Genomic DNA, 13750 nt, shown 5'->3' with positions numbered 1-13750 from the left:
ACATGGCTAGTATTTTGGTTGTTGATGACGAGATGGGAATTCGTGAGCTTCTCAATGAGATTCTGACCGATGAAGGCCATACCGTGTATGCAGCAGAGAGCGCTATTCAGGCTCGAACTATTCGTGAACAAATGCGCCCCGATCTGGTCTTACTCGATATTTGGATGCCAGATACCGACGGCATTACATTACTTAAAGAGTGGTCTAAAACAGGACAGCTCACTATGCCCGTAGTGATGATGTCTGGTCACGCTACTATCGATACAGCGGTTGAGGCTACCCGTATTGGCGCATTGAATTTCCTGGAAAAGCCCATTGCCCTACAAAAGCTGTTAAAGACGGTTAGCAAAGCGCTAGAGAGCTCTCCAAAATACGTTGAGCCGGAAACCCAGAGAGTCGCTCAGCCCAATACCAGTCAGGCAGCGACCCCTAAGCCAGCAATAAATGAAGCAGCCCCAGCACCCTTGGAAGGCGAGTTCATTAGCGGCATTGCAAAAACTTATTTCGATTTGCCGCTAAGAGAGGCAAGAGACCTCTTTGAGAAGGCCTACTTTGAGCATCAAATGCAAATTATGGGCGGCAGCATGACAAAGATTTCTGAGTACACCGGCTTGGAGAGAACGCATTTGTATCGCAAGCTCAAAGCCCTAGGAATTGATACCTCTCGCAACAAGGGTGAGCAATAAGGCCTTGGGCAGCAAGCGCTGATTCTTTACATTGGGGTTGCAAGGGACAATGATGTCCATATCGCCCTCCCATCATCTTTAGAATTTTCCCATGGAAATTAAGGTCAACTTTCTCGATAAGCTACGTCTTGAAGCCAAGTTTGATGACTTCACGGTGATTGCTGACCAGCCTATTCGCTATAAGGGTGATGGTTCTGCGCCCGGTCCTTTCGATTATTTTCTAGCATCCTCTGCCTTATGCGCCGCTTATTTTGTAAAGCTCTATTGCGAGACTCGCAATATTTCTACAGAAAATATTCGTCTCTCACAAAATAATATTGTTGATCCTGAAAACCGGTATCAACAGATTTTCAAGATTCAGGTTGAATTACCAGAAGACATTTCTGCAAGTGATCGCAAGGGTATTTTGCGCTCCATTGAACGTTGTTCAGTTAAAAAAGTAGTGCAAGCTGGGCCAGAGTTTGTGATTGAAGAGGTAAAGAATCTGGATGCAGATGCGCAGAGCTTATTGACCTTAAGCCCGGCTTCTGAGGCCAGCACCTATATTGTCGGAAAAGATCTTCCGCTTGAGCAAACAATTACCAATATGACTGGAGTGTTAGCTAAGTTAGGCATCAAGATTGAAATCGCCTCGTGGCGCAACATTATTCCTAATGTCTGGTCCTTACATATTCGTGATGCGCATTCGCCGATGTGCTTTACCAATGGGAAGGGATCTACAAAAGAAAGCGCGCTGGCATCAGCTTTGGGCGAGTATATCGAGCGCCTCAGTAATAACCACTTCTATGCCGGTACATTCTGGGGGGAAGATATTGCTAAAGCTGAATTTGTACATTATCCAAATGAGCGCTGGTTTAAGCCGGGTAAGGACGATGCGCTACCAGTAGAAATTTTGGATGAACACTGCCTGAAAATTTTTAATCCCGAAGGCGATTTGCGCGGTTCACATCTCATTGATACGAATTCAGGCAATGCGCAGCGTGGCATCTGTTCATTGCCGTATGTTCGTCAGTCGGATGGCGAAACGATCTACTTCCCATCTAATTTGGTTGAAAATCTTTATGTCAGTAATGGCATGAGTGCTGGCAATACGCTGGCTGAAGCGCAGGTGCAATGCCTATCAGAGATTTTTGAGCGGGCAGTAAAGCGTGAAATTCTGGAAGGTGAAATCGCGCTGCCTGACGTGCCGCAAAAAGTGCTCGAAAAATATCCGAGTATTTTGGCAGGCATTCGGGGCTTAGAAGAACAGGGCTTTCCAGTATTAGTAAAAGATGCATCGCTAGGTGGCATCTATCCAGTGATGTGCGTTACTTTAATGAATCCAAGAACAGGCGGAGTGTTTGCATCTTTTGGCGCACATCCAAGTTTAGAGGTAGCGCTTGAACGAAGTTTGACCGAATTACTACAGGGGCGCAGCTTAGAGGGCTTGAATGACTTGCCGCCACCGACTTTTGCAAGTGAAGCGGTGACTGAGCCAAACAACTTTGTTGAACACTTCATTGATTCAAGCGGTATCGTATCGTGGCGTTTCTTTAGCGCTAAATCAGATTACGATTTTGTTGAATGGGATTTCTCTAGCCATGGCGAAAACGCTAATGCACAAGAGGCAAAAACTTTGTTTGATATTCTCAAGCGCCTAGGTAAAGAATCTTACGTAGCGATATACGATCAGCTAGGTGCGATCGCATGCAGAATTTTAGTACCAGGCTATTCTGAGGTTTATCCGATAGAGGATCTGATTTGGGATAACACCAATAAGGCTTTGTTGTTCCGAAATGATATTTTGAATTTACATCGGCTTGATAATGCAGGCTTAAGTGCGCTGCTTGAGCGCCTAGAGAATAACGAGCTCGATGAGTATGGCGATATTGCTACATTGATTGGCATTGAGTTTGATGAAAACACACCTTGGGGTCAATTAACAGTTTTGGAATTGAAATTGTTGATTAACCTAGCAATAAAACAATTTGATGATACGCATGAGTTAGTCGCCGCTTTCCTTCAATATAACGACAACACAGTAGAGCGTAGATTGTTTTATCAGGCCCTAAATGCAGTACTGGAGATTTTGCTGGCCGATGACCTTGAGATTAATGACTACATCATCAACCTTCGCCGGATGTTTGGCGATGAGAGAATGGATGCCGTAATGGGGTCGGTAGATGGTAGCGTGCGCTTCTACGGATTGACTCCAACGAACCTAAAGCTGGAGGGCCTGGATAGGCACCACCGGATGATCGATAGCTACAGAAAATTGCATGCAGCTCGGGCAAAAGCTATGGCTTAGCCATTTTTCAAGCCAGAATGCAGTTTCATCTATAATTCCAAGTCTTGGCCTGGTAGCTCAGTCGGTAGAGCAGAGGATTGAAAATCCTTGTGTCGGTGGTTCGATTCCGCCCCGGGCCACCAAGAATTCTCCGAACATTAGAAGTGGTCCATAGAATCTCTAGTGTTAGCCGCGGTCTGGCACCATTTCTCTAGGCCATCCAACTTTCCCATTGACTCGGAATGTCGTTTAAAACGACAAACCAATTTGACATCCTTGTGGTGGTCAAGCGTCGATTTAAGCGACGCTTATCAAATCGTCCTTTTAAAGGACGGTTGTTGTCATGGGTATTTGAGTTATGACTTAAAATTCTTTTGTGATGAAATTTAACCGCAAACTTGTTCATTGGATTGCTGCCGCAGCTATCGCGATGAGTGCGCTTGCGCCAGCACTTTCTCAGGCCGCATCACTTGCAAAAGGCGGTCATGGTTTCTCGATGGAAATTTGTTCCGTTGATGGAAGCAAAATGCAGGTTACTGTTCAGGCTAATGATCAGACCCATCAAGTTGATACTACTCAACCTTGCCCATATTGCTTAGCACATAGCAGCATTACCCCAGTATTCAACACTAAGCTTACTTTCAAAGCACCGCAAACCTTTGCGATGCTCCCAAGACTTTTCTATGAATCACCCAAACCCCGTACCGTTTGGGTAACTCCGCCCTCAGCGGCACCTCCAGCACAAGCCTAAAAATTCTTAGGACATAGCCTAGCTATGTAATTGGCAACTACGTTGCTGCATTGTTGTTTGGAGAAGTAAATGTCTTTAATAGAAAAAATATCGCCGATAGCTTTGAGTGTATCTCTAACGGTATCTCAAGCCTATGCTCAGATAGCACCTCCGCCAGACTACGATCAGCGGTTAGCTAACGTAATTGTGAATGCCACTCGCTCTGGAACGCCTCTAGATGAGATTCCATTAAATACTACCGTCTTAACTAAAGAGGTTATAGAGTCATCACCAGATCAGACTATTGATCAGGTATTAAAAAATACTCCTGGTGTTTTGCTAAATGATGTTCCTTATTACCAGAAGGATCCCACAGGACAAAGTATTAACGTTCGCGGTCTGGGTAATTCAAGAACTTTAGTAATGGTAGATGGCGTTCCATTGAATGATGCTTTCTATGGAACGATACAGTGGAATCTTGTGCCACTATCTTCAATTGATACCGTGGAATTTATTCGAGGAGGCGTTTCTAGTTTGTGGGGAAACTATGGAATGGGCGGTGTCATTAACGTCAACACAAAAAACCCTAAGAATAGTCAGCAGGACATTTCTGCCAGCTATGGTGCATTTGGCACCGGCAATGTTTCGGCCTCAAAAGACATCATCGCATCAGACTCGCTTCAGTTACGATTTTCAGCCGATTATTTTGGGACTGAGGGCTATCAAAATATAGCCACAATTTATCCCGCCTCTCCTGCAAATATTAGTTCTGGACAAAATTCCTCTTGGTCTAAAAATTCCAATATTCGACTACAAGGTAACTTTAAGGCTTCTCAGAGCACCGATGGTTTTTTTAGAATTGGATATCACACAATGCAAGATATCTCCAGCAACTATGGATTCGCTACTAATCTTAAGCAAGATTCAAATTTTGCAGGCGGAACCACCACTCGCATAGACGATAGCTCTAAAGTTCAAGCAAATCTATATTATGAAAATACTATTTTTAATAAACAAAATGGTTCAGCCGCCGCAGTAAGCACTTCGCTTAATCCTGCACTGATTGCTACGGGAACTGGATACATTAGTGCCAATTATCAAAATCCGTATTCGACCTTAGGTGGATCAGTGCAATACACCAAAGAAGCAAAAGGTCTAATTGATCAGTATGTGGCGGCAGTTGATGTTAGAAATGTTTCTGGTTCCAACATGGGGAACAATTTGACCACCACTGGCGGTTTGAGCACTACTAATTATGCAAAAGGGCAACAAAACTTTAGCGGCTTAATGGGGCAGGTTAAATCAAAAAGTGAAGCAATTCCGCTGGAAACCACTCTTGCTGCTCGCGTGGATTACTGGACCAGTCAAACGCCTAGTTACTACAACACTGGTGCAAATGGTTCAAATCCGTCTTACCAAAATATTCCAAATCAAAGTAAGACTCAATTAAGCCCAACCTTAGGACTTCTCTATAAGCTTTCTAAGGACTGGGACTTGAGGTCTGCCGCATATCAAGCTTTCCATGCGCCAGGAATGAACAATACGCTTAGGTCATATGCCTCATCGAGCGGAGGAAATTTTTTTGCAAATCCCTACTTAACACCAGAGACAATGACTGGTTATGAATTTGGTTCTGACTATCGCTGGAAACAAGGTTTTTTTCAGGCTACTGCATTTAATAATTTTGTGAGAAATGCTGTTGCAACATATAGTCTTAGCTCCACAAGTGCATCAGATGTAGCTTTGGCACAAAGTCTCTGCGGCGTTACTAATGGCGCAAATCCTCTTTCTGCTGCTGCGGGCAACTGCGTGTCAAAGTCTATTAGTTATTACACAAATAACCAGAATTTACAGAGCCAAGGTGTGGAATTACAGTTTCATCATGATTTAAATTCGAAGTGGGCGTTTGACGCAGGTTATGCGTACACAAGAACTTGGTTAACCTATACGACTACGAGTGATGCCCCTTATGTTGGAAATCAAGTGGGCGGGGTACCAGCAAATATTGGTAATGCCGGAATAACATACTATCCCATTCCAAAAGTAAGTCTTACGGCTAATGTTCGCTATGTTGGAAATTCCTGGATGAATACGAGCCATAGCTTGCCAGTGCCTGCTTATGCCGTGGTTGGCATGAGGGCAAATTATGAGTTAACTCAACAAGCTTCTATTTTTGCATCAGTTGTTAACTTATTTAATCGTAATTACATTACTTTCAATTCGGCTACACAATCTACAAGTTATCAGGCTGGTATGCCGCAAGCTATTACTATTGGTGCGCGTATCATCTTCTAATGCTGAATAAATATCATCGCCTCAATCTCAAGACGCTCTTGTTGGGTGCTTTGGGATTGCTCGCGCTTAATTCTGCATTTGCTCAAATGGATCACTCTGCCCATATGTCAAAGATGAGTATGGGTAAACCCCCTGCTTGCGAGGGAAGTGGCTTGGATTGTGCAAATGCTGCAACCCCATTTCTAAAGGCTGATGGCAAGCTATTGTTGGCTTGGACTTCAGGTGGAAAAGTATCCGTTGCTCAATCAGTGGATATGGGCAAAACATTTTCTTTGCCAACAGTTGTGGCTGAGCACGGCAAGTCTTTAGATGCTGGTGGAGACGCTCGCCCACAAATCGTTTCTGATGCTAAAGGAAATATATTTCTCGCATATGCTTTTTTCAAAGACTCTAAGTGGAACGCACAAATTAATACGGCTCGATCTACCGATAGCGGCACCACTTTTTCTGCTCCTGAATCACTGGTTGTGAATGGCTCCAGCGAGAGATTTCCTTCGGTCTTAATGCGTCCAGACGGGAACATTTTTATTACATGGATTGATAAACGCCTGGTAGCTGCCTCAAACAAGGGTGGGCAAAAGAAACTAGGGGGTTCAATTTCTTATTCAAACTCTCTTGATAGTGGCAGAACTTTTCAAACTGAGCGCATTGCTAATGAAGATAGTTGCGAGTGCTGTCGAATTGGGGTTAGTTTGAATCAAAAGAATCAACCAGTCATCATCTATAGGGCGATATTTCCAGGCGGCGTTCGAGACCATGCTTCCCAAATTATTTCAAGCAATGGTCCTGACAAGATTAGGCGTATTGCTAATGATGGATGGAAAACAGATGCTTGCCCACATCATGGCCCTGCCATAGGGGTTTCCAGCCAAGGAACTATTCACACGGCATGGTTTACACAGGGTGCTAATAGAGCCGGAGTGTTTTATGCAAACTCCCATAATGAAGGCGCATCCTATTCTGAGCCTATGCGCTTGGGAAAGGCAGACGCAAGCACCTCCAGACCATATCTTCTGGCATTGGGAAAGAATGTATGGCTTGTGTGGAAAGAGTTTGATGGTCACGATACAGTAGTGGTGATGAAGCAATCAGGTGATGATGGAAAAACTTGGTCAAAAGAAACGATGCTTTCTAAAACTGCTGATTATTCTGATCATCCCCTTTTGATTTCCCAAGGTAACCAAGTATTTTTATCTTGGCTTACTAGGGCTGACGGTTATCAGCTAACTAAGATTGGACAGATTGAGTGAAAAAGATTCTGACTGTATTTGCTACTTTTTTATTCATATCCACTTTTGTGAATGCAGATGAGATTTCGCTCAAGCCTTATCAAAAAGGTGACTGGAGTGCTATATTGAATTTGGCTAATGGTAAACCAATGGCTGTTCATTTCTGGGGCGTTACTTGTGCCCCTTGTGTCAAAGAGATGCCGCAATGGAGTAAATTTTTGTTGTCTGATAAAGATGCTAAGGTTGTTTTTATTCAGGTAGATGATGTTTCGCCTGAGATGATTCGCAAGATGTTGAGGCAGGCTAATTTAGGCAATGCAAATAATTACTACATAACCAGTAGCCTTGATGAGCGTTTGCGCTATGAGATCGACCCTAAATGGAGGGGGGAGACGCCAATTACTATTTTTATAGATAAAGTTGGCAAGAAAGAAACTACGGTTGGATCTGTAAATTTTCAGTCCGTAAAAGCGTGGTTTAAGAAAAACAGTTAAGCCAAGTAAAGAGTTACAAAATTAAGCGGCACTGATCAAAGTGTCGTTTTAAACGACATTACAAGACACTATGGTGGTTGACTGGCAGGGTATGGCAACACAATCTGTGCGCACAGAAAAATTGCCCCTCGCAAGATTCTGATTTCATTGCCAAATTTGACCAGCACAAGGACGCACATTTTTTAGACAAGTCGAGACTGGTGACTCAAGCCCTTGAAATCAAAGCGAAAGCGGTCTATCGGAGGATATTTGAAAATCCTTGTGTCGGTGGTTCGATTCCGCCCCGGGCCACCAAGAATTCTCCGAACATTAGATGTGGTCCATAGAATCTCTAGTGTCAGCCGCGGTCAGGCACCATTTCCCAAGGTCTTCCAACTTTCCCCTTGACTCGGAATGTCGTTTAAAACGACAAACCAATTTGACATCCTTGTGGTGGTCAAGCGTCGATTTAAGCGACTTTTGAGCTACCCATTAGAATTAATGGATTCTATTAGATAGTCGCACTAATGATTTTCCAACCTAAAACACTAATTACTGGAGCAAATGGTTTTATTGGCGGAGCTTTGACGGCCAAGCTTTTTGCTCGTGGTGAAGTTGAGGACGCGATTTTTCTAATTCGCTCATCAAAACCTGAAGAGGGCATGGTGAGGTTAGTTAACACACTCAGAAATCATGGCATTAAAACAGATCAGTTATTAAAACTTAGGTTAGAGCAGATTCTGTGCGGTGATTTAAATGTTGTGAATCGTTGGATTGATGACCCACGCCTGAGCTCCATTGAAAATGTTGTTAGCTCTGCCGCAGTAGCCTCTTTTGGCAATCACCCCTCTATCTGGCCAACGAATGTAGACGGGGTTTTAAATATGGCCCATGGCCTAAGTCATCGGAGTAAGTTAAAAAGATTTCTTCATATTGGTACCGCAATGGCTTGTGGGTTGGATTCACCAAATCCCGTTCCCGAGGGCTATAACCGCGGTAAAAAAACTCAGCATTTTTTAGAGTACACGCATAGTAAACATGAAGTTGAGCAACGCCTAAAGGAAGAACTGCCTGATTTATCCTTGGTCATTGCTAGGCCATCCATTGTTGTCGGACATACCAAGCTAGGCTGTAAGCCGTCGGGAAGTATCTTTTGGGTTTTTAGAATGGCGCTGGCATTAAAAGCATTCCCTTGTGCCTTAGATCAGAAGATTGATGTTGTTCCAGTAGATTATTGTGCCGATGCTCTTTATTTGCTTTTAACTAAACCAAAGCTAAAGTATGACTCGTACCATATCTCAGCGGGAGAAAAGTATTCCTCAAGTTTTGCTGAAATTGATGAAGCCATAACTAAGGCAACAGGTTTGCCCCCGCTGACGAATTATCAGCAAAAGTCATACGAACAAATCCTTAAGATGAAAGATCAATTTAAAACGCTTCTTGGTGAATGTAATCGACGCATTGTGGCTAAAGCAATTAAAACTTATGGAAACTTTTCAACCCTTGAGCTTGCTTTTGATAATCAAAGATTGATTGAAGAGGGAATGGGTGGGCCCACTCCATTAGCAAAGTACGCGGGACTTTGTGAGCTAACCAGTAAAGATATTTTGATTTCTGAGCAAATGAAGTTTGATTACAAATAACTAAGACTACTTAATGCCCAAGAAGCAATGTCCTTTAAAAGGACACTTCATGTAGCGGTGGCGAGCACTCCAAGGATGTTCCATCCCTGTGCCAGTCAAGCCTCATGACCGACGCATTAACTACCGCACTCCTTGTGTCGGTCAAATACTTCTTCCAAATCAATCCCATACAAAGGGCATGTTGATTTTGTGAACAAAGTTTTCACATGGTGGGAGAACCAGATGATTGAAAAGCGAAATTGGTCTAGCTGAACGGATTGAAAATCCTTGTGTCGGTGGTTCGATTCCGCCCCGGGCCACCAAGAATCTCAATATCCCACTTGTTGGGCTATTTTCTTTTAAGGTTTAGCAGGGCGGGTTTAGGCGCCATTAGGATCGGATATCCCCATCTAGGGCTGTCCTTTAAAAGGATACGTCAATTAGTCATCCCTGCGTTGGTCCAGAGTTGCTTAAATCGATACTCATCTGCAGTTTCTACTGGGAATGTCGTTTAAAACGACAAATTTAAATATTTGAATAGTTTAATTCATAGTAGAGTAAAAACTCAGGAGGACCCTATGAAATTTCTGATATTCATGACCTTTATATTAGGCGCAACATGGTCCATGGCCGATGACAGCATCTCAGATAAGGAAATTAAAAAGACCTTGATCCAACAGTCGATCCAAGAGTATGGAAAGTCTTGTCCATGCCCCTACAGTAAATCACCCAACGGTGGCCAGTGTGGCCTTAATAGTGCCTACTCAAAAACCGCTAGGCTCGCTATTCTTTGTTATCCATCAAATGTGACCAAAACAATGATTAAAGAATATCGTGATAAAAATGGACTGTAAGGAATAACAGCGAGTTTTGGAGTTCAAAATGGCACAGTTTATGCATATGTATTAGTAAGTAAATCCTTTTAAGGAGCACTTATGTTCAATACCGATTCTGTATGGTTATTTTTAATACTGTGCTGTTTTGCCTTGGTGATACAGACTACTTAGCCTGGTAATTATTGTCACATAAGTAGGAGTTTTTTGCTGGGTGAATTTGTATGCCGCCGGCTACTAACTTTATTTGTCAATTTGGATCCGACCTAGGGTATCTAAGTCTGACTCATCCACCTCTAAAGAGTCATATTAATCATCACCCCAATCAGCGTTATCTTGATTGGGAATATGCTGCTTTTCATTAATTTTTCGCCGGACTAGGTGTTGCCAAATCAGTCGTTCTTGCACCAATTCATTGCTTTGCAGTTCAAAAAACTTCTCAGGCAGACTGTCCTCTTCGATCTCTAGTTGCTGGTGGTTCATGGTTGGCTCCTATCAACAAAATAAATTTGGTTGCCAATAAATTGCTTGAGACACGCTGTATCGAAACAGGACCTAGGGGTGTCCAAACAACTTATCAGCAGAAATTTAGTCTGCTCCAAAATTGGACGATTGTCGAATCAATTTCCAGGCTTTTTTATCTGGTGAAAATCTGTTGCATAGCATCAAAAAAATGTAGAAATTGAGTAATCACTCACTTAGCTTTTATTTATTGGTATCAATTGCTAATAGGGGCAATAAAGATTAAATTAAATCTGAGTGCTGTAAATATCGGGGGGTTGCTATGGAAATGAAAACTGCCAAGAACGCGCCATATCCTGTAGAAGTTATCAAAGGCCAGACTTATTATTGGTGCACTTGTGGCTTAAGTGAGAGCCAACCGTTTTGTGATAGCTCACATCAAAGAACCGACATGTCGCCTCTGGAATTTATTGCCACAGAAAGTATGACTGTCTATTTCTGTGGTTGTAAGCAATCAGCCAATGCACCCCTGTGTGATGGGACGCACTCCTCCCTCTAGGTATTGACAATATAAATCTATCGGAGGTCAGGATGAGTTTTAAGCATGCCAAAGCAGTCACCGTAAAGACTACTCACGGGCAAGTGGAAATGAAGGACCATGGCTTGATTCATTTACTCAATCGCTACCACTGCGATATCAATACCAAAGACTTTGTAATCGCTTGGAATCAGTATTGCTTAAATAAATATGGCTATGTTTTAGAAGTTATCGATGTAGACTATGAGTGGTCTCATGAATAGGATCCTGTATTGGTGAGTCAGGCAATTTTTTTAAAAATAAATTGGAGAAAAAAATGAATAAATCTGAATTAGTGGAAAAGATTGCAAATGATGTAGATATATCTAAAGCATCAGCTGACCGCGCCTTAAGTTCAGCAATTGCACACATTATCAAAGCCATTAGCAAAGGGGGTGATGTTCAGTTAATTGGTTTTGGGACCTTCAAGTCGGGTAAGCGTGCCGCTCGTATGGGACGTAATCCTCAGACTGGCGCTGAGATTAAAATTCCAGCCTCTAAGACGGTTAAATTTACTGCTGGTAAAGCATTTAAAGACGCGGTGAATAAGCGCAAATAGTTCTTCGGATTAGACATCTTGGACCCTGGTCGATTCCGCCCCGGGCCACCAAGAATCTCAATAGCCCACTTGTTGGGCTATTTTCTTTTATGGTTTGGCGGGGTTCGGCGCCATTAGTCTCGGATATCCGCATCATGAACTGTCCTTCAAAAGGACATGTCAATTATTCATCCCTGTGTCGGTCAATAGTCCATTAACTCTCAATGTCGTTTAAAACGACATTTATTACTTCTATGTTCTGCCAAAGTATTGCTATAGAATTTAAGAAACAAAGGCGCCAACTAATTCATTTTGAAAAATATTGCCAAAATCCATTTAAGCAATATTTATATTGTCTTTTTCATTGGAATCTTTACTTCCAATGCGTTGGCTCAGATAAAAGATGATGCTATTAGCCCAGATGTTGTGGCGATTTCAGATCGCTTGACTGGGAAAATTCAGCTATCGGATTCTGAAAAACAGTGGATCGATGCCAATCATAAAATTAGATTTTGGGTAAGTACTGAAGCCCCGCCATATTTTTACGATAAAAAAAAGCCCGTTGGCTTGGCAATAGATTACGCCAAGATTACATGTGCGGTATATAAGCTAAATTGCGAATTCAAAGATCAATTCTCTGGCTCCTTTTCTGAGGCAATCCCTTTTATAGGAACAGCGAATGGACCAGATGTGTTCATGACTGGCAGATTTTTACCAGAACGACTGAAGTATGTGCTGTATACAAATCAGTACCTTTTCTATCCATGGGTAATTATCACTAGGACCGATAGCGCGCGAATTATTTCGCTTGGTGATCTGTCTGGAAAAAAAATTGTAGGCGTTAAGGGCTTTGTCGTAAATGGCTTGGTGCGTAAAGAGGTATCTGATTTTGAGTTTATCGAAAAAAAGACACAACATGAAGCGTTACAAGCCATTTCATCGGGTGTTGGCGATGCTTACGTCGCGGACTTAGTCAATGCTACTTTTATGATTTCTCAGTATGGTTTTTCGAATCTTAAAGTGGCGGCCCCTACAAACTTTCCCATTCAGGGTGAGTCTATGATGGTTAGAAAGGATTGGCCTGAGTTAGTCACCTTAACCAACAAAGTGCTCGACACATTAACTGAGCAGGAAAAGCAAAGCCTAAGAACAAAGTGGTTTTCAGTGCGATTTGATTATGGTAGTTGGCGTACGTTTGCGAATTATTTGGCGATACTGACGATAGCGTTATTGCTGGGGCTAATACTATTTTGGATTTGGAATAAAAAACTAAAAAAAGATAAAGCGCAAATACAAGCCTTGCTGGATGAGCGCGATCTTATGGTTGGCTCACTTCTTAAAGCCAACAAGACAGCGGCTACTGGCGCCTTATCGGCATCGATTGCCCACGAACTCAATCAACCGCTTGGCGCATCTAATCTCAATATTCAGTTTCTCAAAATGAAATTAGAAAAAGGAGTGCTCAATCCAGAATTGGGTAAAGAAATATTGGATTCGCTGGAGCAAGATAATAAGAGGGCAGCAACGATTGTTAGGTCGCTGAGGTCAATATTTACAGAAGGCGAAACAAATACTCAAAAATTTCTGTTGGGCGATTTGATAGTAAAAGTTCTCGATATTGTTAAGCCTGAACTTAAGAGTAAAAATATCCAAATTCAGCTTCGAGTTGATAATGGCTTATTGATTCAGGTAAATTCTTCCGAAATCGAACAAGTCATATTAAATTTACTTAATAACGCGATTCAAGCATTGTCAAATTCAGGTACTCTCCAGCGGCGCATTGCTGTAGAAGCCACTGGGGATGGTAAGTCAGTTCAATTATCTGTTTCTGACAATGGTCCAGGGGTATCTCCCGAATTTAAGTCCCAACTATTTGAATTGCTAAGCACAACCAAGCAAACAGGTATGGGTTTGGGGTTATGGCTTTGTAAGCATATCGTCACTAGACATGGAGGCTCTATCCAGCATGGGGATGGAGTCGGAGGTGGGGCTAGATTTGTCATTCAGCTGCCACAAGCACATCAATAAAGTTTAATATT

General features: G+C 42.5%; 13 protein-coding genes and 1 tRNA gene. 13 read left to right on the top strand and 1 reads right to left on the bottom strand.

Going from position 1 to position 13750, the window contains the following annotated elements; all coding sequences use genetic code 11:
- Positions 1–2: 2 nt before the first annotated feature.
- From ICN31_RS08900 to ICN31_RS08860, 9 genes are all read left to right on the top strand, one after another.
- Positions 3–686, top strand: a complete 684-nt coding sequence (locus ICN31_RS08900) for a response regulator (protein WP_216260550.1) — start codon at positions 3–5, stop codon at positions 684–686.
- Positions 687–777: 91 nt separating this feature from the next.
- Positions 778–2973 carry an OsmC domain/YcaO domain-containing protein gene (locus tag ICN31_RS08895; RefSeq protein WP_216260548.1) on the top strand — a complete coding sequence of 732 codons (2196 nt, stop codon included), beginning with the start codon at positions 778–780 and terminating at the stop codon, positions 2971–2973.
- Positions 2974–3019: 46 nt separating this feature from the next.
- A tRNA-Phe gene (locus ICN31_RS08890) sits at positions 3020–3095 on the top strand.
- 236 nt (positions 3096–3331) lie between these two features.
- The gene (locus ICN31_RS08885; RefSeq protein ID WP_216260547.1) at positions 3332–3703 is read left to right on the top strand and encodes a DUF2946 family protein; all 372 of its coding nucleotides are present in this window, start codon (positions 3332–3334) and stop codon (positions 3701–3703) included.
- Between the two features lie 69 nt (positions 3704–3772).
- Positions 3773–5977, top strand: coding sequence for a TonB-dependent receptor (locus ICN31_RS08880; protein ID WP_216260545.1), 2205 nt, complete (start codon positions 3773–3775; stop codon positions 5975–5977).
- Complete coding sequence (locus ICN31_RS08875) at positions 5977–7227, top strand: sialidase family protein (protein ID WP_216260544.1); 1251 nt, start codon at positions 5977–5979, stop codon at positions 7225–7227. Before ICN31_RS08880 ends, ICN31_RS08875 begins: the two co-directional genes overlap by 1 nt.
- The gene (locus tag ICN31_RS08870) at positions 7224–7700 is read left to right on the top strand and encodes a TlpA disulfide reductase family protein (protein WP_215305579.1); all 477 of its coding nucleotides are present in this window, start codon (positions 7224–7226) and stop codon (positions 7698–7700) included. The genes ICN31_RS08875 and ICN31_RS08870 overlap by 4 nt, the downstream gene beginning before the upstream one ends.
- Before the next feature lie 506 nt (positions 7701–8206).
- Entirely contained in the window at positions 8207–9322 is a 1116-nt protein-coding gene (locus ICN31_RS08865) for an SDR family oxidoreductase (protein WP_216260542.1), read from the top strand.
- Positions 9323–9879: 557 nt separating this feature from the next.
- Positions 9880–10155: a hypothetical protein gene (locus tag ICN31_RS08860; RefSeq protein WP_216260540.1), complete on the top strand. Its 276-nt coding sequence runs from the start codon at positions 9880–9882 to the stop codon at positions 10153–10155.
- 288 nt (positions 10156–10443) lie between these two features.
- On the opposite strand, the gene ICN31_RS08855 is transcribed toward ICN31_RS08860, so the two are convergent.
- Complete coding sequence (locus tag ICN31_RS08855; protein WP_216260539.1) at positions 10444–10617, bottom strand: hypothetical protein; 174 nt, start codon at positions 10615–10617, stop codon at positions 10444–10446.
- 301 nt (positions 10618–10918) lie between these two features.
- Between ICN31_RS08855 and ICN31_RS08850 the strand changes: the two genes are divergently transcribed.
- From ICN31_RS08850 to ICN31_RS08835, 4 genes are all read left to right on the top strand, one after another.
- Positions 10919–11155 carry a CDGSH iron-sulfur domain-containing protein gene (locus ICN31_RS08850; protein WP_255530951.1) on the top strand — a complete coding sequence of 79 codons (237 nt, stop codon included), beginning with the start codon at positions 10919–10921 and terminating at the stop codon, positions 11153–11155.
- 32 nt (positions 11156–11187) lie between these two features.
- Positions 11188–11397 carry a hypothetical protein gene (locus ICN31_RS08845; RefSeq protein ID WP_216260536.1) on the top strand — a complete coding sequence of 70 codons (210 nt, stop codon included), beginning with the start codon at positions 11188–11190 and terminating at the stop codon, positions 11395–11397.
- Between the two features lie 53 nt (positions 11398–11450).
- Complete coding sequence (locus ICN31_RS08840) at positions 11451–11732, top strand: HU family DNA-binding protein (protein ID WP_216260534.1); 282 nt, start codon at positions 11451–11453, stop codon at positions 11730–11732.
- Positions 11733–12023: 291 nt separating this feature from the next.
- Positions 12024–13739 (top strand): transporter substrate-binding domain-containing protein, encoded by a 1716-nt coding sequence (locus tag ICN31_RS08835; RefSeq protein WP_216260532.1) that lies wholly within the window; start codon positions 12024–12026, stop codon positions 13737–13739.
- The last annotated feature ends 11 nt before the right edge of the window (positions 13740–13750 follow it).

It is taken from the genome of Polynucleobacter sp. UB-Piko-W3, from assembly GCF_018881635.1.
Lineage (GTDB): Bacteria > Pseudomonadota > Gammaproteobacteria > Burkholderiales > Burkholderiaceae > Polynucleobacter.
Note: the sequence above shows the minus strand (reverse complement) of the source record. Positions and strands in the feature narration are given on the sequence as shown.